Origin of the sequence: Heyndrickxia faecalis (assembly GCF_040267745.1) — a bacterium.
Classification (GTDB): Bacteria; Bacillota; Bacilli; order Bacillales; family Bacillaceae_C; genus Weizmannia; species Weizmannia faecalis.
The window spans coordinates 2,112,804-2,139,760 of the sequence record NZ_CP158453.1 but is presented as its reverse complement, the minus strand read 5'-3'; the positions used below and the strand labels follow the sequence as shown (position 1 = coordinate 2,139,760).

Here is a 26,957-nt window from a genome sequence, read left to right as displayed (position 1 = left end):
GCGCCAAACTATATGGGGCGCCCTTTGTTCTGCTTTAAAAATGCAAGTACCGGGGCAAAAGGCTGGCCGCTTTTGCAGGCAAAGAATCGCGCAAACGGGCAGCCGTACCGGTTCACACGCGAAAGGACCGTTTCAATGGTAAAGTCATACGGCGAAAGCGACGCGTTTACTTCTTCCCAGAAAAGCGGCGCCGCCACAAGCGCATCCTCATGCCCGCGCATCGAATAAGGTGCAATGATCGTTTTTCCTTCCGCATGCTGGACGAAATCAACATATAATTTTCCGCCCCGTTTTTTCTTCATCCGTTCGATTGTAAAATGTTCAGGCGATTTCGAAATGAAATAAGCAGCCATAAATTCCGTGAACAGCCTTGTATCTTCCCATGAGAACTGCCTGTCCGGCAATGGAATGTAGACTTGCAGCCCTTTATTTCCAGAAATTTTGACAAAGCTCTCCAAATGAAGGGCATCCGTCACCTGTTTTAACAGCAAAGCCGCTTCTACTGCAAGTTGAAACGCATCCCGGGAAGGGGGGTCAAAATCAAATACAATCTCACTGACGAAACGGCTGTTTACGGTCTGAAACGGGATATGGTATTCCACCGCTAGCTGGTTTGCGAGCCACATCAGTGTTTTTAAATGGTTGCAGACAATATACCGGATGTCTTCATGCATAGCCGTATCCACAAAAGCGGGCGCATAATCGGGGCAGTTTTTCTGGTAAAATGCCTCGCCGAAGACGCCGTGCGGGTAACGGATGACGGTCAAAAGCCTGTCCGAAAGAAACGGCAGCATAAAAGGAGAAATTTCCCGCATATAGGCAAGAAAGTCGAGCTTTGTCACATGGCGCTTTTTCCATAGCGGTTTATCCGGATGCGTCACTTCCACTTCTTCCGGAATGGCGGCGTTACGGAGCCTGAAATCTTCAAACGTACAGGCATCCGGTGAAAGATCAAAGCGGAAGCGGTGGAAATGAGGTTCCCGCAGATTGGCGCCGTCCCATTCCAAATAAAATATCTCGACGCAAATCGAAGGATCGATCGTGTAGACGCCGTTTTCATTGTTTGTGGCATTTTTCCTGACCGCTTCTGTGAGGATTTGTTTTTCGTCCGGATTCATGCTGAAAAGAAACTGGCCGATTGGAAAAATGTCGCCATCTTTAAACACTGCGACATCGAAATACCCGTTTTTCTCGTCGTAAGCCGTAATAAAGCAGGCGGCTGTCTTCCAATTTTTCACTTTTATCCATGTTTCAACTCGTTTTCCCGCTTCCCACTTGCTGTCCGTTTGTTTTGCGACAATGCCTTCACTGTTAAAATTTTTCACCGTCTCTTTTAAGACGGATGCGTCACGGGTGAACGGGATTTGCTGAACCCGTGCCGTTTCGCCCGGGGCGGGGGAGAGCGGCAGCGCGAGCGTTTCACATAAGTTTTCCAATGCTTTTTTTCGCTGCAAATACGGTTTGCCGGCCATATCCTCTCCACCAAGCATGAGCAAATCAAATACGAGATAATGGGCGGGGCGCATTTTCGCCTGCTCTGCAGCTGCTTCAGCTTTCATCCGCCCGCGGCGTTGCAGCTCCCCAAAGCCAGCTTTATACGGATTTTCAAGCAGCACAAGTTCGCCGTCAAGCCGTAACGGAAGCTGCCCTTTTACACGGCCTTCAAGCGTTTGCAAAAAGGTGCGGATTTCCGGAAACCGGGGCAGCAAATCTTTTTCGTTGCGGCTCCATAACCGCATGCCGTCTTCTGTCCAGTCGAGGATCGCGCGATAACCGTCATATTTAATTTCGTATACCCACTTTCCTGTATCTGGCAGAGACCATTTTAAAACCGGCAACATCGGTTTCATTTCGAGCACCCTTTCTTTTTCCAAAAGTTGAAGTACATAGCGGGGTGGATTCGTACATATATTATCTTCAAAAAGCGAGGCGTTTCATTCATGCATACGATGTGGAAAGGCACGATCAGTTTCGGACTCGTCAATATCCCGATTAAACTGCATGCCGCAACGGAAGATAAAGATATCAAATTGCGTTCCCTTCATAAAAAATGCCATTCCCCGATCCGGTATGAAAAGGTTTGTCCGGTGTGCGAGGAAGAATTGGACGCAAAAGAAATCGTAAAAGGATACGAAATCGCGAAAGGAAAGTTTGTCGTACTGGAAGAGGAAGAACTGGAAGAACTGCGCAAACAGACAGAAGAAAAAGCAGTGGAAATTATGGATTTTCTTGATATGCGGGAGATCGACCCGGTCTATTTTAACCGGAGTTATTACATGTCCCCGAATGAAGGGGGCGTAAAAGCTTACGGCTTGTTGCGGAAAGCGCTGACCGAATCAGAGAAAGTCGGACTTGCCCGGATTGTTATGCGTTCAAAGGAGCAGCTCGCCGTTATCCGCGTGTATGAAAACACGCTTTTGATGGAAACGATCCATTACCCGGATGAAGTCCGGAAAGCATCTGACGTTCCGAATGTGCCGCAAGATGATGAAGTCTCGAAAAAAGAAATTGAGACGGCAATTTTGCTGATTGATCAGTTAACGACATCGTTTGAGCCTGAAAAATATACGGATGCATACCGGTCAAACCTGATGGCTTTAATTGAATCGAAACGGACCGGAAAAAAACTCGTCACGGCAAAAGTAAAAGAACCGGAAAACAATGTGACCGACCTGATGGCGGCGCTCCAGGCTTCCATCGACAGGGCAAAGCCGGCAAAAAAACCGGCAAAAAAACCAAAAAAAGCGGCCAAAACAAAGGCAAAAGAAGCGTAAAAACCGGGCGGTACCGGATAGCACGGGGAATGCCGGAAAATTTGCCGGAAAGCCTCCAATATGGTAAATTATTTCATATTGGAGGTTGATGATGAAAAGGCAGACGATTGTGCAATGGGTGTTCGTTTTACTGGTGCTTTCCTTCTGCACCTGGATTTTTTTTGAAATCGCCGGTCACTTCAACCAGGCGGAGATCCGGCATTTTGACCTTCCGATTATCTCATTTGTCCAGGGGAATATTTCCGGCCGGCTAACGAGCGTGATGCTGGCTGTTACCTTTCTCGGATCTGTAAAAGGGGCGGCGGCGGTCACCCTCTTTCTTTCCCTTGTGCTCTGGATCAAAAAATACCGTACACTAGGCCTTTATCTCGCTGTATCTGTCGCGCTTGGAGCCGGGGTTTTTAACACCATATTAAAATACATATTCAAGCGCCAGCGTCCCGATATTATGCGTGTCGTCCAGGAAACGGGTTACAGCTTCCCAAGCGGGCATTCGATGGGATCCATGATTTTATACGGCTGCCTCGTATTGATCCTGTTCCGCATTGCGAAACGCCGGTGGGTGAAGGTCGCGGGGACGCTGTTTGCCCTTTTATTGGTGCTTGCCATCGGCATTAGCCGCATCTATTTAGGGGTCCACTACCCGAGCGACGTTGCCGGAGGATATGCGGCCGGCCTTGTTTGGGTCATTTTATCTGCGCTTGCGTTGAACTTGTTTGAAAGAAAATTGAAATTGTAATAAAATATGGTGGAAATAAAAATATTTGGCGGTGGGTATGCGGAATTCCGGCGCGGACAGCCCCGCTTGGCCGGAAAGGGCTGCCCAGGGGCTGGAAAAGCCGTTGATGAGCGCTTGCTTTTTTTTAAAATTGTATTACAATATGTTGGTATGAATAAATGAAGCGTCCTGAAATTGTTGCCGGAGAGTTTGGCAATTGGGAGGGAATACTGAATGAAGATCTCGTTTAACCAGATTAAAAGTTTGCTAAATAAAAAATACGCCCTGTACTTTCTCATGGTTTTATTGTTCTGGGTAAAAACTTATATTGTCTATAAAGCGGAATTCAATCTGGATCTGCAAAACGGCATGCAGAAATTTTTGCTTGCCATCAATCCCATCAGCTCGGCACTGTTCTTCTTTGCGCTTGCGCTTTTCTTTAAGGGACGCGGCCGGATCATTGCAATGACTGTGATTGACGTGCTTTTGTCTGTTTTGCTGTACGCGAATGTATGCTATTACCGTTTCTTCAATGACTTCATTACGCTGCCGGTTTTGTCGCAGACGAAAAACTTCGGCGACCTCGGCGGGAGTGCAGCTGCATTAATGAAGCCTTATGATATTTTTTACTTTTTTGATACGATCATCCTCATTGCCTTGATTGCAACGAAAACCGTCAGGGCCAACGCAGGGAAAATCAACCGCCGCTCGCTTGCCGGGCTGATGATTGCCGCGATTGCATTTTTCATTTTTAATCTCGGGCTTGCCGAAGCGGACCGCCCGCAGCTTTTAACGCGGACTTTTGACCGTAGCTATATCGTGAAATATCTCGGTATGTACAATTACACGCTTTATGATGCGATCCAGACAACAAAATCGTCTGCACAGCGGGCGATGGCTGACAGCAGTGACGTGAGCGATGTGGAAAACTATGTGAAAGCGAACTATACCGAGCCGGACAGCAAATATTTCGGCGCGGCAAAGGGTATGAATGTCATTTACGTTTCACTTGAGTCGTTCCAGAACTTTTTGATCAATTACAAATTGGACGGCAAAGAAGTCACACCGTTTTTAAACTCGCTGACAAAGGATAAAAACACCTTTTATTTCGATAACTTTTTCCACCAGACAGGCCAGGGGAAAACGTCTGATGCCGAATTTATGATGGAAAACTCGCTGTTCCCGCTGCCGACGGGGTCTGTATTTACGACGAAAGCACAAAATACGTACCAGGCAGCACCTGCCATTCTTGGCCAGAAAGGCTATACATCGGCTGTTTTCCACGGAAACTATAAGACTTTCTGGAACCGTGACGAAATGTACAAATCGTTCGGCTATGACCGTTTCTTTGACGCCAAGTATTACGATATGAGCGACAAAAATACGTTAAACTACGGGATGAAGGACAAACCTTGGTTTAATGAATCGATGCAGTATTTGACCAAATTGCCGCAGCCTTTCTATACGAAGTTTATTACGCTTTCAAACCACTTCCCGTTTCCATTGGATGAAGAGGATGCTGACTTCCCGAAAGGCAATTTCGGTGATAAAACCGTTGATAACTATTTCCAAACCGCCCATTATCTGGATGAAGCGATGCAGCAGTTCTTTACCTATTTGAAGGAATCCGGGCTTTATGACCATACCGTGATTGTCATGTACGGCGACCATTACGGCATTTCGGAAAATCACAATGCGGCAATGGCGAAAGTGCTCGGTGTCCCTGAAATTACGCCATATTTGAACGCGCAGCTGCAAAGGGTGCCGCTGTTTATCCATGTTCCGGGCGTAAAAGGCGGGATCAAGCATACGTACGGCGGTGAAGTCGATGTAATGCCGACGGTGATGCATTTGCTTGGCGTTGATACAAAAGACTACATCCAGTTCGGGTCTGATCTTTTGTCCAGCCAGCATCGCCAAGTTGTTCCGTTCCGTAACGGCGATTTTGTCACCAATAAGTACACGCAAGTATCCGGAACGCTTTACGACAATGCGACCGGTGAAAAAGTCAATCCAAAACTTGGCAAAAATGATGAAAAGATTGCAAAAGAGATGCTGAATCTGTCTGATAAAGTGGTATACGACGACCTGCTCCGTTTCTACACACCAAAAGGTTTTACGCCGGTGAACCGGAACAAGTACGATTATTCCTTTGATCAGACGGATATGAGTGGGTTGCCTGAAACCTCCATTCCGGATTCAGCCAAAAAGAATAAATAAAACAAACAACCCCCGGTGAATCAACCGGGGGTTGTTTGTTGTGCCGTGCAAAAAGGATATTGTGAATGCATCATTCCGGCTTTTTTATGGGTTTGCACAAGTATGTCCGGCTTTCCGTTTTCACGCTTTATTCAAGCCCTTGTCTATTCTCACGATGTTGATGGATTAATTGTAATACCCACTTTTCGTCAAAACGGAGCTTTTCTAACCGGTGTCGGAAAAAGGTCAGGATATACTGCTGTTCTTCCTTGGGAATCCGTTTATCCCCTCCCGCATAAGCCAACCGTTCTTCCTCATGGCGGATTTCATAACGCAAGTAATCTTTATATTGATGCAAAATTAAAAACTGCACTTCCTCACTGACCAGACCAAAATTTTTGAGCTTCATATAAAAATGCAGTTCATAATCCGGTGAGTATGGAATCGGTTCTTCCATCAGCCGGAAAAACCGGATTTTACCTTCATCTGTAAGTTTGTAAATCTTTTTCTTTTTTCCTTTTCCCCGCCGAGCGCCCTCCGGTTGTTCTTCGGGGACCTGCTCGATCAGACCGTCTGCAAGCATGCTGTGAATGAGTGGATAAAGCGCCCCCCAGCTGATTTTTCGTGTGGGGCCCACAATTGCGTTCAAAATTTGATGCAGCAAATAGCCGTGCATCGGGTTGTTCATCAATTCGCCAAGTATGAACAATTCGTTCAAGCGAACGTCTCCTTTCCGTCTAACTGCCTTTTTATGGAACAAGGGATGCTGAACCATGAATATCCAACAAACAGACTCTCGCCATATAATTGTGGGAAGATGGTGCAACGGGAAGCGCCGGGATTCCGCTTAACCTGTCTGGCGGCTGCCAAGTTGGCATGGATGACATTTGAAAGCCGCCTCTTTTTTAATGATCAGATACTAAGTAAAGGGTATTGCCGTCAGGGTCATTGAAGTGTACGACCTGGGCTGCCTTCCCTTCAACATAATCATGGAATTTAACACCATGGGATTTCAATGTCTTGATGGCTGCCTCTAAATCCTGCACCACAAATCCAATCGACATGCTTTCTGATTTTGCCGATTGGGCATTCCGCTCTCCGGTAAGATGCAGGAGCCCAATCGTCAATCTCGGTGCTTCGATCTGTACAAAATGATCGTCCATTTCGCCCTGCAGCTTCAATCCAAGGGTTTCGGTGTAAAATTGAACGGTTTTTTTTAAATCCGCTACCGTAACTGTTACATTCGCACTCGTAAACATGATATTGCCTCCTTCATAGATTTGGTCGCTTTTATTATATCAAAAATTTATAATGTGTAAACATGTTTTTTTGATATAAAAAATTGGAAGAAAGAAGATGAATGGAAAATGCAGGAAGATAGATTTAACGGCAATCAGAAAATGGTGCTTATTTCAAAAAGGGATTATCCTAGCAAAGCAAACAGAGCAGCTCATCATAGTTCCGGGCAACTGTTCATTTTCTGCTCCCCGTATGTAATAAAAAAAGGAAGGCATCCACCTTCCATGCATAAATCATTTTTTAAAAAGCAAATCCAGTGCAGTTTGAAAATCATTTGTCGGTTGATTGCAGCTGAAGTTTTCACAGACATAAATGGTTGGTTGTCCGTTTATCATGGCATAATCTTCAATAAAGGAAGCGATTTTGGAGAGTTTCGCCTGTTCGCGCCTTTTTACCACCATGACGGAAATGCCAGGGTAGAAATTCTCCTGTATATGGTTAATGAAATCAACAACTTCTTTTGTTTTATCATCCATCACGATCACGACTTCTTTTGTTGCCTGCTGTGCGTGCATCCCTGCCTGCAGCATCATGGCGTGGGCAGTGGGTTCATCATGGATATCCTTGCTGAAGACCTGAAACAATTGCTGGACTTTTTCTTCCAACGTAAAATCCCCGGTCAGTTTCGAAAGCCTTAACAACTGGCAGGCTGCGACACTGTTCCCGGAAGGCAGTGCCCCGTCATAAGACTCCTTTTGCCTGACGAGCAATGGTTCATCGTCGTTTCCGCTAAAGAAAAAGCCTCCTCCATGACCATCCCAAAATAAATCGATCATATTGCCGGCCAGTTTTTTTGCTTCCGCCAAATAAAAAGGGGCGAAAGTGGATTCGTACAGTTCCATATATCCCCACAGGAGAAAGGCATATTCGTCTATAAAACCTTTATTCTTTACTTCGCCATCGCGGTATCTCACCATGACCCGGTCATTTTGAATCAAGTTGTCCCTGATAAAAGAAACCGCTTTTTCTGCAGCCTGCACATAGGAGGGTTGATGGAAAACGCGCCCTGCTTTTGCGAGCGCTGCAATCATTAAGCCGTTCCATGATGTTAAAATTTTATCATCGCGGAACGGGCGCACCCGCTTTTCCCGGTGTTGGAACAAGCTTTGCCGTGCCGTTTCTAATTTTTCTGCGAGCGCCGCGGGAGAAATCCCTTCTTTTTTTGCGATTGATTCTAAAGGCGTTGTAATCTGATTCGGGATGTTTTTTCCTTCGAAATTTCCCTGCTCGGTAATGCCGTATGCCTGGCAAAAGAGCGTGCCCAACTGTTCCCCCAGCACATCTTTTACTTCTGCAGGCGTCCACACATAAAACTTTCCTTCCTCACCTTCCGAGTCGGCATCTTCCGCGGAATAGAACCCACCATCCGGATGAGCCATATCACGCAGCACATACGTGATGATTTCTTCCGTTATTTTTTTGTACCAGGCATTTTTCGTCATCCGGAAAGCATCGGTATAGGCTAGCGCAAGTAGCGCATTGTCATAAAGCATTTTTTCAAAATGTGGCACCAAAAATTTTTCATCAACGGAATAGCGGGAAAAACCGTAACCAATATGGTCATAAATCCCCCCGCGCGCCAGCCCGTCCAATGTTTTGGTTGCCATCCTAAGCGCATCCCGGTTTTCATAAAATTTGGCATACATCAGTAAAAATACGAGTGAATGCGGCATTGGAAATTTCGGCGCCTTTCCAAAACCGCCGTAGCGGGGATCAAAACCTTGTTTGTAAGCTTGGAAAGCGCGCCCGATCGTTTCTTTTGTTAAAGCCGTTTGTTTCCCTTTTTCCCGGCTTGCCTCGAGCGCCTGTTTGACTTGTACCCCTACATCCTTGATACGGTCCGGATTTTCGGTATACTGCTGCGATAAATAAAGCAACACTTCTTTAAAACCGGGCATCCCATACCGGCTTTCCCGCGGAAAATAGGTGCCGGCATAAAAAGGGACCTTTTCAGGCGTCAAAAATACACTCAACGGCCAGCCGCCCTGTCCAGTCATCATTTGGCAAACAAGCATATAGATGGCATCAATATCCGGCCGCTCTTCCCTGTCAACCTTAATCGCCACGAATTTCTCATTCAAGATCCGGGCTACCTCTTCGTTTTCAAAAGACTCTCGTTCCATCACATGGCACCAGTGGCAAGTCGAATAGCCGATGGAAACAAAAACCGGTTTGTTTTCCTGCTTCGCTTTCGCAAAAGCGTCTTCACTCCACGGATACCAGTCAACCGGATTACGGGCGTGCTGCAGCAAATAAGGCGATTTTTCATGGATTAACCGATTGAATGGTCTGTTTTCAGCCAAAGCATTCCCTCCTTCTTTCTTTCAGTTTCTTCGTCATCAGTTTACCTGAAACGGTGAGGCGCTACAAATGATATCGCACAGCGCCAAAATTTAGGCAGGGGAAGAAGCTTCAGCGCGTGATTTGTCCGGTTTCACCGCCACAAATGTAAGTCCTGCCGCCACCAGGCAGAAACCGGCCATGATCACCATGCTGATCTCAACCCGCCCTTTCATAAAATTGGCCATAAATAACGGACCTGCCGCCACGCCGATGTAGCGCATAGAACTGTAAATGGCGCTGATCGTTCCGCGGACTTCTTTTTCAATCGACTGATTAATCAGCGCATCCAAAGGCGTAAGGGAGGCGCCGATTCCAATTCCGCAAATGAGAAAGGTCCCTATTAAATAGAAAAAACGGTCCGAAAAAGTGATCACGAGCACGGAGGCTCCGGTAATGAGCACGCTGGAGAAAATAATCCATTTCATCAGTACCATGTTTTCTTTAATGATTTTCCCGGTTATAAAGGAAGAAAGGCACAATGCCGCAAGCGGGACGGCCAAAATAAACCCTTTCTTCACGCCATGGTAGCCGTACTGGTCTTCCAGATTGGACGACAAATAAAACAGCACCGCAAACAAAATAAACATCACGATGGCCCCGATCGCAAATACGGCCGACAGCCAGCGCCAGTGCTTTCGGAACACCTTTTTCGTATTCCCTATAAATGCTTTGATTCCCGGCCCCTGTTTTTCGTGTGCCGGCCTTTTGACAAGAAACAAAACAGACAGGATAGAGATCAGGCAAAAGACAGGGATGGCCGCAAAAGGCAAAAACCAGATCAATCCTGCCAAGAAGGATCCGAGAATCGGGCTCAATACTTTTCCAAACGTATTGGCCGTTTCAATAATGCCGAGGGTGGTGCTCACATCCCGGTTGCGGTGGAACATATCACCGACAAGCGGCAAAACGATCGGTGCTGCGCCGGCCGTCCCAACGCCCTGCAAAGTCCGGCCGATCAAAATAAGGGAATACGGGTGATCAAGTTGCCAGGCCGCGTATGCCGAAATCGCCCCTCCTATAGCCGTAATCGCAAGTGACGGGATAATGACCATTTTTCGGCCGTATCTGTCCGATAAAAATCCGGCAACCGGAATAAGGAAAATGGCGACAATTGAATAAAAGGTGATAATATAGCTGGATTGGACTTTGGTGATGCCCAGTTTGTCCTCCATGAGGGGAAGGACCGGAATCAACATTGAATTCCCCAGTGTCATAATCAGGGGAATGGACGATAATGCAACAATCGCCCATCTTTTTTGATGGATTTCATTGTTTTTATCGGATAAAGGTGTGTTCGTTGTCAAATGATCCATTGTCTGTATTTTCCTTTCTTCTTCTCAATGTCAGCACTCTTCTTTACTATCTGCCCAACCGAAGACATTTATGAATGGAAAAAACGGGTTTTCTTTCTCATCATTTTTTAACAAACCATTCATATCTTTTTCTTTTCATTCGGTTAGCATATAAGAAAAAGCGGATTCTCCTTGATCATGCGCTGTCCGGAGCTATAATAAGGGCAGCGGAAAAGAAAGAGTTCCGGCAAAAGAACTTCGAGGGGGAATCATCATGAAACGGATATTACTGGTAGAAGATGAAAAAAATCTGGCCCGTTTTATTGAGCTGGAGTTAAGGCATGAAGGATACGAAGTGAAAGTGGCGTATGACGGACGGGAAGGGCTGCAGTCGGCTTTGGAGGAGGACTGGGATGTGATTCTCCTTGATTTAATGCTGCCGAAACTGAACGGCCTTGAAGTATGCCGCCGCTTACGACAGGAAAAAGAAACACCGGTCATCATGATTACCGCCCGGGACAGCATTATGGACCGGGTATCCGGGCTTGACCACGGGGCGGATGATTATATTGTCAAACCATTTGCGATTGAAGAATTGCTCGCGAGGCTAAGGGCCATTTTCAGAAGGATGGAGTACGCCGAGCCCAAAAAAGCGGCGCTAACAACGTACAAGTTCCGTGACCTTGTGCTGGAAAAAGAAAGCCGGCTTGTTAAAAAGGCAGGAAAAACGATTGAATTGACAAAACGGGAATACGACTTGCTGCTTACGCTTTTGGAAAATAAAAATATTGTCATGACCCGTGAAGCACTCCTGAACAAAGTATGGGGATATGAAACCGAGGTCGAAACGAATGTTGTCGATGTGTATATCCGGTACTTGCGCAATAAAATTGATACAGAAGGCGAAGACAGCTATATACAGACAGTGCGGGGGACAGGATATGTGATGCGCGAATGAGAGCGGTAAAACACTGGCTGCAAAAAAGTTCCTTGAAAGTAAAATGGTCCGTTGGCGCAAGTATTGCGATCTTTTTAACGTTTCTGATTTTCGGTTTTTTCCAGTATACGCTGATCAGCAGATGGCTTTTGCATGAAGAGGCGACTTCGGTGTCCGAGGCGCTGGATGATTTGAACAACAAGGGGGAAAACATCGATGACATTTTATCGAACCGGACGCTCTTTCAGCAGGTGCTGGAAAAAGACCAGTCGATCCGGATTATCAATGCGGACGGAAAGGAAATGCTTGTCGTAAAAAGCATTCATTCCACCGATGCAAAAGTGCCGTTTGTGCCGGTGAACGAAAAACGGGTCAGCCTGATCCGCGCGGGCAATCATCAAATTTTAGTCGGAAGGAGCCCGTTCCGCTCCCAATCGTTCAACGGCTATATTGAAGTGATCTATCCTTTATACCGGTATGAAAATTTAATGCGGAATGTTCTGTTTGTCATGATGGTCGCCGGATGCGTGGGCTTGCTTTTGAGTGCTTTTCTCGGGTTTATGATGGCAAAAAATTTCCTCAAACCGCTGAAAAAGCTCTCTTCCACGATGCAAAGCATCCGCAAAAAAGGATTCCAAGAACGGATGGAGCCGAGCGCCTCTAAAGACGAAATGGGGGAATTGACCAATATTTTTAACGATATGATGGACCAAATTGAACAGTCGTTCCGGCAGCAGAAACGGTTTGTCGAGGATGCTTCCCATGAATTAAGGACCCCCGTCCAAGTGATGGAAGGGCACTTAAATTTGTTAAACCGGTGGGGGAAAAATGACCCTGCGATTCTTGAAGAGTCGCTCCAGGCTTCGCTGCAGGAATTAAGCAGAATGAAAAAACTGGTGGAGGAACTGCTCGATCTTTCGCGGGCGGAAGAAGCCAAAATATTGGCCAATGAGGAAAAAGCAGATCTTTTGGCGGTCACAGAAAGGGTGATCCGCAATTTTAAAATGATCCATCAGCAGTTCGACTTCAATTTTCAATATGATCCCAATCAGGCCTATGACATCCAAATGAGCGAGAACCATCTTGAGCAGGTGCTGATCATTGTATTTGATAATGCGATAAAATATTCCGACCGCATTTATAAAGTCGATATCCGCCTCAAGCAGGAAAAGGGGAGGGCCATGTTAACGGTAAAAGATTACGGCATCGGGATCCCGAAAGAAGATTTGCCGCAAATTTTCCACCGCTTTTACCGGGTGGATAAAGCAAGGAGCCGCGCAAAAGGCGGGAACGGACTCGGGCTCGCCATTGCCAAACAACTGACTGAAGGATATTCCGGCACGATAGAAGCAGCGAGCGAGGTTGGTAAAGGGACCGAGATCCGGTTTACATTCCCCCTTGTCGCAAAACAAAAAACAGGTGGAAAAGAGGGCGTTTCGAAAAAATGAAACGTTCTTTTTTCTTTTTAAAGAAAAGGTGCAGGGCCGTGTCTGGCAAGGTGCCCGCCTTTCGCCCGTGATGGGTAAGTCTTTTGATACGCAAAAAAACTGGAACTGTCAGAACCAACTGTAAGTTTTATCGAGAAGGCAGAGCCGTTAAAAATCAATGCCGACTTCTGTCATTTCATGTTCGCTTTTTTTCAGGAGCCGGATTTCCAGGATGCCATCCCGGTATTTTGCGGTCGTCCCTTTCCTGCGTACCGGGGAAGGCAGCCGTATCACCTGTTCCGAGTCCGGTTTTGGAAATGATTTTAACATGACTTGAAGGGAAGTGTGGAAGATTTTTAAGCCTGTGAGCATGCTTTCCTCCTGGATAGGGACGCGGATAAAAATAAAATCCAGTGTTTCAAATATTTCTATAGACGGGGCGCCCGTATCCGGGGAAGAGGGAGCCGGATCATCGGCCCCGTCCCCCTTTTTGAACGCGGCGCCCCATTCGTCCCATTGAGAAAGGGCTTGGTTGATATGTTCCTGTACAGGCGGAAACGGCATATTCATCATCTTGAAGATCTCTTCGGTGAACGGAAACGTTTTCCATGGGAACATTTTTCTGCTCCTTTCTGCAACGGGGATATAATAAAATATGCGGTTTTGAACAATCAGGTGAGGCAAATGCAGCATCACTTTCCGGGAAAAAAACAGAATGAATCACTATTCATGCAAATTTTTAAAAATAAGAGTTTTTAACTTTATCTATTACGCTTACAGTGCTAAAATTGAGTTTGTAAGCGTTACAGCTTTCAAAATTCTTTATCGTTACATAATTTCATGGTTCCGTTTTGGTATCCGCCAGACGAAATCATACGAAAGTGAATAAGGGACGAAGGGCTGGAGGTTTTTCAAAATGAATGCAACTACACCAAAGGGATTTTGGGAAAGTTTTTCCGGGCCTAATCTTGGGTATGTCATGGATTTATATGAACAATACCTGGAAGATCCGGAGAGCATCGACGAAGAGGCGAGAAAAGTATTTGACCAGTGGGGCGCGCCCGCTGTTTCCGAAGGCGGGAGCCCGACACAGGGGCAGGCGGATATTTCTTTCCAATTGCCGGCAAACCCGACGATTTTCAGCAAAATGGTCGCTGCCGTCAAATTGGCGGACAATATCCGGACTTTTGGCCATCTCGCAGCGGATATCAACCCGCTCCAAAAACCTGTTGGGGATGTCAGAAGAATTGAACTGGGAGAATTTGATTTAACCGAAGAAGATTTGAAAAAAGTGCCGGCATCCTTTATTTGCCCGGATGCACCTAAAAGGGTCAAAAACGGGCTTGATGCCATCAATTATTTAAAAGAAGTGTACACCCAAAAAGTTGCCTTTGAGTTTGACCATATTCACGACATGGAAGAAAAGCACTGGCTGCAACGGACTGTTGAATCGGGCAGCTTTTTCCGCGAACTCAGCCGGGAACAGAAAATCGGCATTTTAAAACGCCTTTCCGATGTGGAAGGATTTGAAAAATTTATCCACCGGACATTTGTCGGGCAAAAGCGTTTTTCCATTGAAGGGCTTGATGCGCTCGTTCCGCTGATGGAACAAATGATTATTGAAGCGGTAAAAACAGGTGTGAAAACCGTTAATATCGGCATGGCGCACAGAGGCCGCCTCAATGTGCTTGCCCATATTCTTGAAAAACCGTATGAGCTCATTTTTGCAGAATTCAAGCATGCTTCCAATAAAGATTTAATCCCTTCCGAAGGATCGATCGGCATTACGTACGGATGGACCGGCGACGTTAAATACCATCTCGGTGCGGACAGAAAAGGGCAAAACGGCGGACCGATCGGCGCGCGCATCGTACTTGCCAACAATCCGAGCCATTTGGAAGTTGCCGATCCTGTTGTCGAAGGGTATACACGCGCCGCGCAGGATAACCGGAACAAAACGGGCTATCCGGACCGCGATCCGGACCGCGCCTTTGCGATTCTTGTCCACGGGGATGCCGCATTTGCGGGGCAGGGCATTGTCGCAGAAACGCTGAACATGAGCAAACTGAACGGATACGGGACAGGCGGGACGATCCATATCATCGCCAATAACAATATCGGGTTTACGACCGAAACGTATGACTCGCGGTCAACGAAATATGCTTCCGATCCGGCAAAAGGTTATGAAGTGCCGATCCTCCATGTGAATGCGGATGATCCGGAAGCATGCGTACAGGCGGCGCTGTTTGCGTATGCTTACCGCGAAAAATTCCATAAAGATTTTGTGATCGACCTAGTCGGCTATCGTCGCTATGGCCATAACGAAATGGATGAACCGATGGTAACCAACCCGGTAATGTACCATGCAGTGCACAATCATCCGACGGTCAGGGCCATTTACGGTGAACAGCTTGCAAAAGAAGGCGTCCTGACAGCCGAAGAGGTCAAAACCATCGATGAAGCCGTCCAGAAAAAACTGCAGGCGGCTTACGAAAAAGTGCCGGACGGCGAAGCGGAACCCGATACGGCCATGGAACCCCCTGAAAATGTGAAAAAAGGTTATTTGAGCATGGAAACAGGGGTGCCGGAACAGGAACTGCGGGCTTGGAACGCTGAATTGCTCGCCTGGCCTGAAAACTTCCATGTCTTTAAAAAACTGGCGCGGATTTTGAAACGCCGCGAACACGTCTTTGACGGCAAGGGAAAAATTGACTGGGCCCATGCGGAAGCGCTCGCGTTTGCAGCCATTTTAAAAGATGGCGTGCCGATCCGGTTTACCGGCCAGGATACACAGCGCGGCACGTTCGCTCAGCGCAATCTCGTCCTGCACGACGAACAGACGGGGGAAGAATACATTCCGCACCATCATCTGTCCGGCGTTCAAACTTCATTTGCCATTTATAACAGTCCGCTGACTGAAGCTGGCGTCGTTGGCTTTGAATACGGCTATAACGTCTTTTCGCCAGATACGCTCGTCATTTGGGAAGCCCAGTTCGGCGATTTTGCAAACATGGCGCAAGTGATGTTTGACCAGTTCATTTCATCTGGCAGGGCAAAATGGGGGCAAAAATCAGGGCTTGTCATGATGCTGCCGCACGGATACGAAGGACAGGGTCCGGAACATTCAAGCGGCAGGGTGGAACGCTTCCTGCAACTGGCAGCGGAAAACAACTGGACAGTGGCAAATGTTTCGACAGCCGGCCAATACTTCCATATTTTAAGAAGGCAGGCAAAATGGCTGGCAAAAGAAGAAATCCGCCCGCTCATTCTCATGACGCCAAAAAGCCTGCTTCGCCACCCGCTGGCATCTGTAGAGCCGTCTGTACTGACGGACGGAAAATTCCACACCGTGCTGGAAGGCCCGGGTACGAAAAATACGGATGCAGTCGAAAGAATCCTGCTTTGCAGCGGGAAAGTGGCTGTAGACTTGGAAGAAAAGCTGAACAGTGCGGAAAATACCAGCTGGCTGCATACGGTAAGGGTTGAGCAAATTTATCCTTTCCCTGAACAGGAATTAAAGGAAATGTTCGCGCGCTTTAAAAACGCGAAAGAAATTGTATGGATGCAAGAGGAGCCAAAAAATATGGGTTCCTGGTCTTTCGTTGAACCGTATTTAAGAAAGCTGGCGCCTCAGGGAGCGGAAATCCGGTACATCGGCCGGCCGAGAAGATCAAGCCCGTCGGAAGGCGACCCGGTCGTCCATAAAAAGGAACAAAACAGAATTCTGACTGAAGCCATTACCCGCCCTTAAACGGCGGCCCGCTCCTTCCAAAGGGGCGGGGGCTTCAATATGCGCAAAATAACCGCTGCTTTGCCCGCTTCATCCTGCAGCCCGCACATGCCGCGCTGCTCGGAAGATGAAGGAGGAGGCTTTGATATAAAAAAAGTGATACTTTTAAGGGAGGACAAGTGTTGTGGCTGAAATTAAAGTGCCTGAACTGGCAGAATCCATCACGGAAGGAACCATTGCACAATGGTTGAAACATCCGGGGGACCATGTGGACAAAGGTGAATATATTGTAGAACTTGAGACAGATAAAGTAAATGTAGAAGTCATTTCGGAAGAAGAGGGTGTCGTCCAGTCCCTCCTTTTTGAAGAAGGGGACACAGTACAAGTTGGCGATGTCATTGCAATTGTCGGCGAAGGAACAGGGGAAAACAGTGCAACGCCATCCGCGCCGCAAAAAGAAGCGGAAGCACCACAACCGGCACAAGCAGAGGCGCCGGCACAAACACAAGCTTTTGCTGCGGAACAGCAAAAGCCGGCGCAAACAAAAGCGTCTGCTCCGGAACAACAAAAGCCGGCTCAGGAAGAAAGCGAAAGCCGCCCGATTGCTTCTCCGGCTGCCCGCAAACTGGCACGCGAAAAAGGCATTGACTTATCGCAAGTGCCGGCAGTGGATCCGCTTGGCAGGGTAAGGAAACAAGATGTGGAAACTTTCAATCCGCAAGCTGCGGCAAAAGCGCCGGCAGCACCGGAAAAACCTGCAGCTGGAAAAGTTGTGCCGGAAGAAGCCGGCAAACCGATTGAAAGAATCCGCATGTCACGCCGCCGCCAGACGATCGCAAAACGGCTCGTTGAAGTGACACAGACAACGGCGATGCTGACGACATTCAACGAAATTGATATGACAGCTGTCATGGATTTAAGAAAGCGGAAAAAAGAACAGTTCGTTAAAGATCATGACATCCGTCTCGGTTTTATGTCGTTCTTTACAAAAGCCGTGGTTGCGGGATTGAAGAAATATCCGTATGTTAATGCGGAGATTCAGGGCAATGAGCTGCTGCTGAAAAAATATTATGATATCGGCATTGCAGTATCCACAGAAGAAGGGCTTGTCGTACCGGTTGTCCGGGATTGCGACCGGAAATCGTTCGCGGAAATTGAAGCGGATATTGCTGCATTTGCCCAAAAAGCACGCGATAATAAACTTGCATTAAGCGATCTGCAGGGGGGAACCTTTACGATTACAAACGGCGGTGTCTTCGGCTCGTTGTTCTCGACACCGATTATCAACGGGACACAGGTTGGTATCCTCGGCATGCACACCATACAAAAACGCCCGGTTGCAGTCGATGGAGACCGAATTGAGATCCGCCCGATGATGTACGTGGCGCTTTCCTATGACCACCGCGTCATTGACGGAAAGGATGCTGTCGGTTTCTTGAAAACGGTGAAGACATTAATTGAAAACCCTGAAGATTTGCTGCTGGAATCTTAATAGTATGAAAGAAAAGCATCGGTTTTGCCGATGCTTTTCTTTTTGGTGCCCTTTAAGGGTTGGCAATCCAGACGCTTTTGACTTCCGTATAGTTTTGGAGTGCGTAAGAACCCATTTCACGTCCAATGCCGGATTGTTTATAACCGCCAAACGGGGAAGCGGCATCAAACACATTGTAGCAGTTGACCCAAACTGTGCCCGCACGGAGACGGTTTGCAATATAGTGCGCATTGGCCACATTTTCCGTCCAAACCCCTGCCGCAAGCCCGTACTCGCTGCTGTTGGCGCGGCTGATTACTTCATCAAGGGATTCATATGGCATGGCCGCAATAACAGGACCGAAAATTTCCTCTTTGGCGATCGTCATCTCATCACGGACATCTGCAAAAATCGTCGGTTCAACAAAGAAGCCTTCTTCACGCGGTTTTTTCCCGCCTGTTACAATTTCCGCTCCTTCATCGAGTCCTTTTTCAATGTAATTCAAAACGCGCGCTTGCTGCTCATCTGAAACAAGCGGCCCCATTTCCGTATCTTTATTGAGCCCGAAGCCCTGCTTAATCGACTGGGCGTGGGAGGCCATATCGGCAATGACATTATCAAAATGTTTCTTTTGAATGAACACGCGCGAACCGGCACAGCATACTTGCCCCTGGTTGAACATGACACCGTTTAAGGCGCCAGGAATCGCTTTCGACAAGTCGGCATCTGGCAAAATAATATTCGGGGATTTTCCGCCAAGTTCGAGCGTCACCCGTTTTAACGTTTTCGAGGCATTGGCCATAATCAGTTTTCCGACTTCAGTAGAACCGGTAAAGGCAATTTTATCTACAAGCGGGTGGTCGACAAGGGCGGCTCCGGCAGTTTCCCCAAAGCCTGGCACAATATTGACAACGCCGTCCGGGAAGCCAGCCTCGCTTACCAGCTGCGCCAAGTAAAGGGCGGAAAGCGGCGTTTGTTCAGCCGGTTTTAAGATAATCGTGCAGCCGGTCGCAAGCGCGGCACCCATTTTCCACATTGCCATTAAAAGAGGGAAGTTCCAAGGGATAATTTGCCCGACAACCCCGACCGGTTCATGGCGGGTATAGTTAAAGTAAGGGCCGTTTACGGGAATGGTCTGGCCGGTGATTTTCGTTGTCCAGCCGGCATAATACCGCATATGTTCGATGGCAAGCGGAATATCGGCATTTGCCGTTTCACGGATCGGTTTCCCGTTGTCGAGCGTTTCGAGCTGCGCCAGCGCTTCCCGGTGCTCTTCCATCAGATCCGCCAATTTATACATTAACCGGCTTCTATCGGCAGGGTTCATCCGCGGCCACGGGCCTTCGTCAAATGCTTTTCTGGCTGCTTGTACGGCACGGTCGATATCTTGTTTATCCCCTTCATAGATCGTAGCCAGCGTTTCGCCGGTAGCCGGATTCGGCGTATCAAATGTTTTTCCGGATGCACTTTCAACAAATTGCCCGTTGATGAACATTTTCTTTTTGCCCTGAAGGAAATGCTGAACCCTTTCATCCAACTGCACGGTTAATTGTTCCATTCCAACCCCTCCATTTATGTTAATTTCAAGGAGACAAGCCTCCTTATATACTTGCTTTGTGCGCCAGCCTGTCAGCGCTTACATCCATATTCTACTAAATATCAAAAATAGACGCAATAGAAATCATTCGAATAATTTGAACATACTCTGCGGAAAATCGCAAAAATTCGACATACCCCTTTATGAATAATTATTCGCTACTAATTTTCTAATAAAAAATAATTATTTTATCTTTTTATTTTACTAGTTTCATATTATAATCTATATATACATATATTTTAAGAAACGAGGGATAAAATTGACAATGAATGAGAGAATGGCACTAAAAATCCGCCTGGAGCAGCTGGAAGACGCTGAGATTCGGGTTATACAGGAATTCCAAAAAGAACGGGAAAATATTTTTAAAAGATTAAGGGAGCTGGATGAAAATGAAGGCCAGCAGGTAAAAGCATCCGGCAAACCGGAATATGTATCTTTTAATGCGCTTGCGTCCGTCTCGCCGGAAACCTCAGGCGGCGAAGCCCTTACGAATGAAAGAAAGGTGCGGAAATCGCGGTCGTCAAAAAAGGGCAGGTCGGGCAAGATGAGAGAAGAGGCTATCCAAATACTAAAAAACGTTTCGGAACCGATCAGAGGGGCTGAACTGCAGCGGATGATCGAAGAAAAAACCGGCTATAAAATCGCTAATATGACCTCTTTCATGAAATCCGTCGAAAAACTCGATCCGCGTATCCGCAAACCGGACCGTGGGTTGTACGAATTTGTGAATGATACAGCAAATACGGAAGAACCGCATCAGGAAATGGAGCAAAATGAGAACTTGCCGGAGGAAAACGAGGCAGTTACTGAACAGAAGTAAACCGGTATAAAAAACCCCCGGAAACCCGGGGCTGTAAACAACATAAAAGCGGCGGGAACACATCAACTGTGCCCCGCCGCTTTTTTATATTTTGATGACGATAAAACGAGCAAAATACAATTATGAATTGGATTCTTCCTTCGGCGGATGGGTCTGATAAAATTTTTTCTGAATCAGTGTTTGTCCGATCATAAAGAGCCCGCTCACTGTCCAGTACAGCGGCAGAACCGCCGGAGCTGAAAAAGAAACAAACAGGATCATGATCGGCGACATGAGCATCATATATTTCATTTGTTTCTTCTGTTCCTCAGGAATACCGATCAGTGAAATTTGGGCTTGGATAAAATAAATGACACCAGCGAGAATGGCCATCGGAATATCTGTTTGTCCGAGATTAAACCATAAAAAGGAGTGGGTGGCGATTTCTTTCGAGCCGCGGATCGCATAATAAAACCCCATTAAAATCGGCATTTGGATGATAATCGGCAGGCAGCCCATATTCAGCGGGTTAACGCCGTGTTTTTGATACAACCCCATCATTTCCTGCTGCAGCTTTGCCTGTTCTTCTTTCGTTTTGGCCGCTTTGATTTTTGTCTGCAGCTTATCCATTTCCGGCTTCAAAACTTTCATTTTATCCTGCATGATTTGCTGTTTTTTGAATGTATGCAGCATAAAAGGCATGAGAATCAGCCGGATGATTAACGTCAAAACAATAATGGCAATCCCGTAATCACCATGAAGCAGCTGGGCCGTTGCTTTAATGACAACTGAAAACGGGGCAACAAAATAATGATGGAAAAATCCACCGCTGTGCGTGCTGTTTGTTGAATTTGAACATGCGCTTAAAACGAACAGCAAACTGCTTAAAACCAATGTAAAACTGAAAAATCTTTTCATGAAATATCCTCCTTTAGTATATTGCACAAATCCTGTCCTTTCTGACCGGTCTTAAATCCGGTTCCGAATCAGGATCTTCAGAAGGATATGTCCGTATTCTGACGCAACTTAAAATCCAAATCGTAAAGAAATTGCACCGGCATTCCGCAGCCGGGCGGGTGTGTACAGTAAAATCCTGCATGACGGCGGCAGGCCTTGCTTCAACAAACGCTGCCGGCCTGATCACAAACCGGCTCAAATAAAGAAAACCTGCTGCCAGTACGTAAAATGACAGCGTGCAGACGGCCGGGTCATTTACAAAATCGATGATGTTTTGAATCAAAGCTATTCACTCACTTTAAAGAGATCAGTACAAAGTATACTTTAATTTTGTCTGTTTTACAATCGTAATCATCATTTTACCATACACTGCGAAAGAATCCTAATTTAAGGGAGGGGGAGTATGCCCGGGCAGCATGAAAATGGAAAAATTTTTACGCGCATATAAAACGGGGCTGCCCGGATGGACAGTCCTCAGTTACGCTGTTAGTGAATGTCTTTCTTCTTAAATCTGCCGCCGCGCACTTCTGATATGTTTCCAACCGCGATAAAGGCGCTTTCGTCAAATTCTTCTACAATCGATTTCAATTTTGCTTCCTCAAGGCGGGTGATGACGCAGAAAATGACTTTTTTATTGTCTCCGGTATAAGCGCCTTCCCCGTTTAGATAGGTTACCCCGCGGCCGAGGCGGGCCATGATCGCATCACCGATGTCATACATCTCGTCGCTGATGATCCATACCGATTTGGATTCATCCAGCCCCTGTACAACCACGTCGATTGCTTTTGTGGCGATAAAATAGGTAATGACCGAATACATAGCATATTTCCAGCTGAACACAAAGCCGGCACAGGTAAAAATGAAGAGATTGAGGCCGAGTATGATTTCACCGACAGAGAAAGGAAGCTTTTTGTTTAATAGAATGGCAAGCGCTTCTGTTCCGTCAAGGCAGCCACCCCAGCGGATGACAAGGCCGACGCCGATGCCAAGGATAATACCGCCAAAAACCGTACACAGCAGCAAATCATCCGTAAACACTTTTACAGGGGTCAGCAGGATGGTTGTCACCGACATGATGGAGATGCCGTAAAGGGTGGTCAAGGCAAAAGTTTTCCCGATTTGCTTGTACCCGATATAAAAGAATGGGAGATTTAAGATGAAAATAACTGGCCCCAGTTTCCAGCCGGCAAGGTGGGAAAGGATAATCGAGATGCCGGTGATGCCGCCGTCCAGAATCTGGTTCGGGACAAGGAACAGCTCGAGGGCAACCCCCATAATCATCGCGCCGAGGCTGACAAAGATAAAACGCTGGCCAAGTACCGCCCACTTATTTTTCTTCTGCCTGAATTGGGCATATGTTTTTGCCGTTTCTTCCATATTTTATCCCCTTTCCAAATGTTTTTGTGAAAAAATGTACATTTTACGCATACATAAGCCGTTCCTTTAAGAGCGGCGTTTTCCAAAGCCAAGGATTTTTCCCTGAACCGGAGAACGAAAAAATATTTACAATGAAGGACGCTCCCGATCAAACAGATGAGAAAAAGCGGGCTTTTAACACAGAGGAGAAAATCGGTATAAATATCTATAATATAATTATATTATAAGAAAGTTAAAAAGTGAATGAATATGCATTTCCATGTTGTTTAAATTTTTCCCGGCCGTTTTGAATCATGGGGAAGGGCGCGCTTTTAGGGGCCCAAATTGCCCGTATTGACCGCGGAAATGTTTATAAAAAAAGCCCGGCTCGGCCGGGCTTTTCAAATATCCAATCTATTCTTTTTCCAAGGCGGCTTTTAAAGCATCTGCCAGGCTGTTGCCGAAACTTTCCTCTTTCTTTGTGTATTTTTGCAGCAATTTCTTTTCTTCATGTTTTGACAAAGTTTTTTTCTTTTCGTCTGCTTTTTGGACAATATTGCAGTGGCGGCACTGGAAATAGACGCCGGATTTGCCGTGATGGATCTCCATCTTTTTATGGCAGGTCGGGCAGCGCCTATTTGATAGTTTCGGGCTTTTCCGCTTTGTAAACCGGCATTCCCGGTTTGAACAGACAAGCTTTTTCCCGTCTTTGCCGTTTACTTCTTTCATAAGGGAACCGCATTCCGGGCATTTTGTTCCCGTTAAATTGTGGGCGCGGTATTTTTTGTCACTCGTCCGGATTTCACGGACGAGGCGTACGGTTTCCCGGCGGATGGTTTCCAAAAACTGCTTCGGGTTGCCTTTTCCGCGGGCAATTGCTTCAAGCTGTTCTTCCCATTTGGCGGTGAGTTCCGGCGATTTTAGCTCGTCATTGACAAGGTCGATCAACTGCTTGCCTTTCGGGGTCGGCACAAGGCGGCCGGACTCACGGCTGATCGTTTCGGAGGAGACGAGCCGTTCAATGATATCGGCGCGTGTTGCCGGCGTCCCGAGTCCGTATTTTTCCATTCTCGAAAGAATATCCGCTTCGGAATACCGTTTCGGTGCTTCGGTTAAATGCTGGCTGAGCCGGATTTGTTCCAGCTTAAATTTTTTTCCTTCTTTGATCGAAAGCAGCGCCGTATTTTCCCGCTCCTGTTCATGGTGCAAAACAGCGGTAAAACCGGCATTTTTCACGGCCATTGTCCGCCCGGTCATGGTTTTTCCGCCTGCTTGAAGTTTAAATTGGACGGTTTCATATTCATAAACCGGATAGAATAGCGCAAGGAACCGTTTTACAATCAGATCATAGATTTTCCGTTCATCGGCAGACAAATCTGATAAGGCCGGGCGTTCATCTGTTGGAATAATCGCATGGTGGTCCGTCACCTTCGCATCATTGATGACACGTTTGGCCAGTATTTTACCTTTTCGGGAAAGGATCGGCTGAACTTCTTCTTTGTACGCATCTTTCACCGCAAGCAGCCGGTCGTACATCGTATTTTCCATATCTTTCGTCAAATATTTCGAATCGGTGCGCGGGTAGGTAACGAGTTTATGCTGTTCATATAAGTTTTGCAGCACATTCAATGTTTTCTTTGCTGTAAAACCAAAACGGTGGTTGGCGTCGCGTTGCAGTTCCGTCAAATCGTAAGGGAGCGGCTGCTGCTCTTGCTTCTGTTTGCGGATCACTTCTGTCACGACGGCAGTCTGCCCGGATAAAGCCGCATGTATGGCATTTGCTTTTTGCTCGTCAAATATCCGTTTTTCGCCATGATGGTCATACGATACTTCGAGTTTTCCGGCGAGCGCTTCAATGGTCCAGTATTTTTTCGGCACAAAAGACTGGATTTCCCGTTCGCGCTCGAGCACCATCGCCAATGTCGGTGTCTGCACGCGCCCGGCGGAGAGCGGATCGTTGTATTTCACGGTTAAAGCACGGGATACGTTCAATCCGATCAGCCAGTCTGCTTCGCTGCGGCAAACGGCGGAGTGGTACAGATTGTCATACTGCTTTGCCGGTTTTAACTGCTTGAATCCGTCTTTAATCGCTTTATCGGTCTGGGAAGAAATCCATAACCGTTTCACCGGTTTTCTCCAGTGCATTTTTTCCAGAATCCAGCGTGCGACAAGTTCGCCTTCGCGCCCGGCATCGGTTGCGATAATGCAGTCTTTGATGTCGCTTCTTTTGCCAAGCTGTTCGATCGCTTTATATTGCGGATAGGTCTGCCGGATTGTTTTAATTTCCATTTTATCCGGAAGAATCGGCAGGTCTTCCATACGCCATTCTTTATATTTCGGATGATAATCTTCCGGCATTTTCAGTTCGATCAAATGGCCGAGCGCCCATGTCACGATATAGCGCGGCCCTTCAATATAACGTTTTTTATTTTCCGTGCAGCCGAGGACGCGCGCAAGTTCGCGCCCGACGCTCGGCTTTTCGGCGAGTACAAGCGATTTCATTGCATAACACCTTTCTTTTATTCCTGTCTGAACAAGTATAACGCATCAAACAGGATTGATAAATCATTTCGTTTCTTCTGTTTTCACAGTGAAAATTTTGAAATGCAAACGGGCTTTTGGTAAAATGGTGGTTTGTAAGAGACAGTGTAACCTGAAAGCCTGCATTATATCTTGCAAATATAATTGGATAGGTGGTTATCAATAATGGAACAAACAAAGCCGTACAGAGTCTTATTGTATTACAAGTATGTTGAAATTGAAAATCCGGAAGCCTTTGCAGCCGAACATTTGCAGTTTTGCAAAGAGACCGGTTTAAAGGGGCGTATCCTCGTTGCCAAAGAAGGGATCAACGGCACCGTTTCCGGAACGGTTGAACAAACAACCAAATATAAAGAAAAGATGCACGCCGATCCCCGGTTCCGGGACATGGTCTTTAAAGAAGATGAAGCAGATGGCCATGCGTTTAAAAAAATGCACGTCCGCCCGCGCAAGGAACTGGTTACGCTGCGGCTTGAAAAAGACATCAATCCGAATGAAAAAACGGGAAAATATTTGTCTCCGAAAGAATTTCGCGAGGCGCTGCTGGCTGAAGATACCGTCGTACTGGATGCGCGCAATGATTATGAGTATGATCTCGGGCATTTCCGCGGGGCATTGCGCCCGGATATCCGCGCTTTCCGTGAACTGCCGGGATGGGTGCGCGAACATAAAGATCAATTAAAAGGCAAAAGAATTGTGACGTATTGCACAGGCGGCATCCGTTGTGAAAAATTTTCGGGCTGGCTTTTGGAAGAGGGGTTTGAAGATGTCGGCCAACTGCACGGCGGGATTGTAACATACGGAAAGGATCCGGAAGTGCAGGGCGAGCTGTGGGACGGCAAACTGTATGTATTCGACGAACGGATTTCCGTTCCGGTCAACCGAAAAGAACATGTCGTTGTCGGCCGGGATTATTTTACGGGGGAACCGTGCGAACGTTATGTCAACTGCGCCAACCCGGCCTGCAACAAGCAAATTTTATGCTCGGAAGAAAATGAACATAAATATATGCGGAGTTGCTCGCATGAATGCCGCACCGTACCAAATAACTTATATGTAAAAGAACACGGCCTTACACCGGAAGAAGTGGCTGAACGGCTGCGCCGGATCGAAGAAGAAGACGCGGCGTTAAACCGGTAACCGGTGTGGCTTTTAACCTTACGATCCGGAAAGCGGATGGTGAAAAAGGGCATGGAAACCGTGCTCGCTCCCTGCCGGAACGATTCCTTGCTTCGGAAACGGCATTTTCTTGAAAGAAACAAGGCCTAAAGAGCGGAATGTGAAAAAGAGAAGAAAAACCGGGAACTGCTGCAAACATCCCAGCTCGGGGGCAGGGTTAACAAGCGGTGCGTTCCGGAACAGAGAAAGGATTTGGTGCAACTGGGCCAAATCCTTTTTATCTGCCTGTTTTTTGTGTAAAATGGGGAAAAATGGGCATCTTTGCCGCTTCATACGCGGTATGGCAGAGGATGAAAATCAGCGGGCAATATTTTCAGGATAGAAAGAAAGGCGGGATT

The 26,957-nt window shown here is 46.9% G+C and carries 20 protein-coding genes; 9 read left to right on the top strand and 11 right to left on the bottom strand.

The window, feature by feature from the left end:
• Window positions 1–8: 8 nt before the first annotated feature.
• Window positions 9–1,850, bottom strand: coding sequence for a DNA ligase D (locus tag ABR335_RS10410; RefSeq protein WP_061577826.1), 1,842 nt, complete (start codon window positions 1,848–1,850; stop codon window positions 9–11).
• 90 nt (window positions 1,851–1,940) lie between these two features.
• On the opposite strand from ABR335_RS10410, the gene ABR335_RS10405 reads away from it, so the two are divergent.
• The 3 genes from ABR335_RS10405 (at window position 1,941) to ABR335_RS10395 (ending at window position 5,712) form a co-directional block, all read left to right on the top strand.
• Entirely contained in the window at window positions 1,941–2,774 is an 834-nt protein-coding gene (locus ABR335_RS10405) for a Ku protein (protein WP_014098445.1), read from the top strand.
• A 91-nt stretch (window positions 2,775–2,865) separates the two neighbouring features.
• Window positions 2,866–3,513 carry a phosphatase PAP2 family protein gene (locus ABR335_RS10400; RefSeq protein WP_026683491.1) on the top strand — a complete coding sequence of 216 codons (648 nt, stop codon included), beginning with the start codon at window positions 2,866–2,868 and terminating at the stop codon, window positions 3,511–3,513.
• A 213-nt stretch (window positions 3,514–3,726) separates the two neighbouring features.
• Window positions 3,727–5,712 carry an LTA synthase family protein gene (locus tag ABR335_RS10395; RefSeq protein WP_017550794.1) on the top strand — a complete coding sequence of 662 codons (1,986 nt, stop codon included), beginning with the start codon at window positions 3,727–3,729 and terminating at the stop codon, window positions 5,710–5,712.
• A 127-nt stretch (window positions 5,713–5,839) separates the two neighbouring features.
• Here the strand turns inward: ABR335_RS10395 and ABR335_RS10390 are convergent, their stop codons facing one another.
• The 4 genes from ABR335_RS10390 to ABR335_RS10375 all read right to left on the bottom strand — a co-directional run bounded on the left by ABR335_RS10390 (window position 5,840) and on the right by ABR335_RS10375 (window position 10,646).
• On the bottom strand, window positions 5,840–6,409 hold the full coding sequence (locus tag ABR335_RS10390; RefSeq protein ID WP_026683490.1) for a PadR family transcriptional regulator: 570 nt from the start codon (window positions 6,407–6,409) through the stop codon (window positions 5,840–5,842).
• 187 nt (window positions 6,410–6,596) lie between these two features.
• Complete coding sequence (locus tag ABR335_RS10385; RefSeq protein WP_026683489.1) at window positions 6,597–6,950, bottom strand: VOC family protein; 354 nt, start codon at window positions 6,948–6,950, stop codon at window positions 6,597–6,599.
• Window positions 6,951–7,223: 273 nt separating this feature from the next.
• Complete coding sequence (locus ABR335_RS10380) at window positions 7,224–9,293, bottom strand: thioredoxin domain-containing protein (protein ID WP_026683488.1); 2,070 nt, start codon at window positions 9,291–9,293, stop codon at window positions 7,224–7,226.
• Window positions 9,294–9,383: 90 nt separating this feature from the next.
• On the bottom strand, window positions 9,384–10,646 hold the full coding sequence (locus ABR335_RS10375) for an MFS transporter (RefSeq protein ID WP_017550797.1): 1,263 nt from the start codon (window positions 10,644–10,646) through the stop codon (window positions 9,384–9,386).
• 253 nt (window positions 10,647–10,899) lie between these two features.
• On the opposite strand from ABR335_RS10375, the gene ABR335_RS10370 reads away from it, so the two are divergent.
• Together ABR335_RS10370 and ABR335_RS10365 are read left to right on the top strand one after the other, a co-directional pair.
• Window positions 10,900–11,583, top strand: coding sequence for a response regulator transcription factor (locus ABR335_RS10370; RefSeq protein ID WP_014098436.1), 684 nt, complete (start codon window positions 10,900–10,902; stop codon window positions 11,581–11,583).
• On the top strand, window positions 11,580–13,010 hold the full coding sequence (locus tag ABR335_RS10365; RefSeq protein ID WP_017550799.1) for a HAMP domain-containing histidine kinase: 1,431 nt from the start codon (window positions 11,580–11,582) through the stop codon (window positions 13,008–13,010). Before ABR335_RS10370 ends, ABR335_RS10365 begins: the two co-directional genes overlap by 4 nt.
• Before the next feature lie 147 nt (window positions 13,011–13,157).
• Here the strand turns inward: ABR335_RS10365 and ABR335_RS10360 are convergent, their stop codons facing one another.
• Window positions 13,158–13,607, bottom strand: coding sequence for a hypothetical protein (locus tag ABR335_RS10360; protein ID WP_017550800.1), 450 nt, complete (start codon window positions 13,605–13,607; stop codon window positions 13,158–13,160).
• Window positions 13,608–13,905: 298 nt separating this feature from the next.
• Between ABR335_RS10360 and ABR335_RS10355 the strand changes: the two genes are divergently transcribed.
• Entirely contained in the window at window positions 13,906–16,740 is a 2,835-nt protein-coding gene (locus ABR335_RS10355) for a 2-oxoglutarate dehydrogenase E1 component (protein WP_017550801.1), read from the top strand.
• A gap of 163 nt (window positions 16,741–16,903) precedes the next feature.
• The gene (odhB, locus tag ABR335_RS10350) at window positions 16,904–18,211 is read left to right on the top strand and encodes a 2-oxoglutarate dehydrogenase complex dihydrolipoyllysine-residue succinyltransferase (protein WP_017550803.1); all 1,308 of its coding nucleotides are present in this window, start codon (window positions 16,904–16,906) and stop codon (window positions 18,209–18,211) included.
• A 52-nt stretch (window positions 18,212–18,263) separates the two neighbouring features.
• Here odhB and ABR335_RS10345 read toward each other — a convergent pair whose 3' ends face one another.
• The gene (locus ABR335_RS10345) at window positions 18,264–19,748 is read right to left on the bottom strand and encodes an aldehyde dehydrogenase family protein (RefSeq protein WP_017550804.1); all 1,485 of its coding nucleotides are present in this window, start codon (window positions 19,746–19,748) and stop codon (window positions 18,264–18,266) included.
• A 304-nt stretch (window positions 19,749–20,052) separates the two neighbouring features.
• On the opposite strand from ABR335_RS10345, the gene ABR335_RS10340 reads away from it, so the two are divergent.
• Complete coding sequence (locus ABR335_RS10340; RefSeq protein ID WP_225620986.1) at window positions 20,053–20,607, top strand: Rok-like winged helix domain-containing protein; 555 nt, start codon at window positions 20,053–20,055, stop codon at window positions 20,605–20,607.
• A gap of 120 nt (window positions 20,608–20,727) precedes the next feature.
• On the opposite strand, the gene yidC is transcribed toward ABR335_RS10340, so the two are convergent.
• The 4 genes from yidC to ABR335_RS10320 all read right to left on the bottom strand — a co-directional run bounded on the left by yidC (window position 20,728) and on the right by ABR335_RS10320 (window position 25,401).
• Window positions 20,728–21,504, bottom strand: a complete 777-nt coding sequence (yidC, locus tag ABR335_RS10335; protein ID WP_017550805.1) for a membrane protein insertase YidC — start codon at window positions 21,502–21,504, stop codon at window positions 20,728–20,730.
• Between the two features lie 13 nt (window positions 21,505–21,517).
• Entirely contained in the window at window positions 21,518–21,826 is a 309-nt protein-coding gene (locus ABR335_RS10330; RefSeq protein WP_014098428.1) for a hypothetical protein, read from the bottom strand.
• A 203-nt stretch (window positions 21,827–22,029) separates the two neighbouring features.
• On the bottom strand, window positions 22,030–22,920 hold the full coding sequence (locus ABR335_RS10325) for a YitT family protein (RefSeq protein WP_017550806.1): 891 nt from the start codon (window positions 22,918–22,920) through the stop codon (window positions 22,030–22,032).
• A 393-nt stretch (window positions 22,921–23,313) separates the two neighbouring features.
• Window positions 23,314–25,401 (bottom strand): DNA topoisomerase III, encoded by a 2,088-nt coding sequence (locus ABR335_RS10320; RefSeq protein ID WP_026683480.1) that lies wholly within the window; start codon window positions 25,399–25,401, stop codon window positions 23,314–23,316.
• A gap of 204 nt (window positions 25,402–25,605) precedes the next feature.
• On the opposite strand from ABR335_RS10320, the gene ABR335_RS10315 reads away from it, so the two are divergent.
• The gene (locus ABR335_RS10315) at window positions 25,606–26,580 is read left to right on the top strand and encodes a rhodanese-related sulfurtransferase (protein ID WP_035188893.1); all 975 of its coding nucleotides are present in this window, start codon (window positions 25,606–25,608) and stop codon (window positions 26,578–26,580) included.
• Window positions 26,581–26,957: the final 377 nt, after the last annotated feature.

Coding starts and splice junctions, on each gene's coding strand:
- ABR335_RS10410 (WP_061577826.1), bottom strand. CDS start 1,850: ATGAAACCGATGTTGCCGGTTTTAAAATGGTCTCTGCCAGATACAGGA.
- ABR335_RS10405 (WP_014098445.1), top strand. CDS start 1,941: ATGCATACGATGTGGAAAGGCACGATCAGTTTCGGACTCGTCAATATC.
- ABR335_RS10400 (WP_026683491.1), top strand. CDS start 2,866: ATGAAAAGGCAGACGATTGTGCAATGGGTGTTCGTTTTACTGGTGCTT.
- ABR335_RS10395 (WP_017550794.1), top strand. CDS start 3,727: ATGAAGATCTCGTTTAACCAGATTAAAAGTTTGCTAAATAAAAAATAC.
- ABR335_RS10385 (WP_026683489.1), bottom strand. CDS start 6,950: ATGTTTACGAGTGCGAATGTAACAGTTACGGTAGCGGATTTAAAAAAA.
- ABR335_RS10375 (WP_017550797.1), bottom strand. CDS start 10,646: ATGGATCATTTGACAACGAACACACCTTTATCCGATAAAAACAATGAA.
- ABR335_RS10370 (WP_014098436.1), top strand. CDS start 10,900: ATGAAACGGATATTACTGGTAGAAGATGAAAAAAATCTGGCCCGTTTT.
- ABR335_RS10365 (WP_017550799.1), top strand. CDS start 11,580: ATGAGAGCGGTAAAACACTGGCTGCAAAAAAGTTCCTTGAAAGTAAAA.
- ABR335_RS10360 (WP_017550800.1), bottom strand. CDS start 13,607: ATGTTCCCATGGAAAACGTTTCCGTTCACCGAAGAGATCTTCAAGATG.
- ABR335_RS10355 (WP_017550801.1), top strand. CDS start 13,906: ATGAATGCAACTACACCAAAGGGATTTTGGGAAAGTTTTTCCGGGCCT.
- ABR335_RS10345 (WP_017550804.1), bottom strand. CDS start 19,748: ATGGAACAATTAACCGTGCAGTTGGATGAAAGGGTTCAGCATTTCCTT.
- ABR335_RS10340 (WP_225620986.1), top strand. CDS start 20,053: ATGAATGAGAGAATGGCACTAAAAATCCGCCTGGAGCAGCTGGAAGAC.
- yidC (WP_017550805.1), bottom strand. CDS start 21,504: ATGAAAAGATTTTTCAGTTTTACATTGGTTTTAAGCAGTTTGCTGTTC.
- ABR335_RS10325 (WP_017550806.1), bottom strand. CDS start 22,920: ATGGAAGAAACGGCAAAAACATATGCCCAATTCAGGCAGAAGAAAAAT.
- ABR335_RS10320 (WP_026683480.1), bottom strand. CDS start 25,401: ATGAAATCGCTTGTACTCGCCGAAAAGCCGAGCGTCGGGCGCGAACTT.
- ABR335_RS10315 (WP_035188893.1), top strand. CDS start 25,606: ATGGAACAAACAAAGCCGTACAGAGTCTTATTGTATTACAAGTATGTT.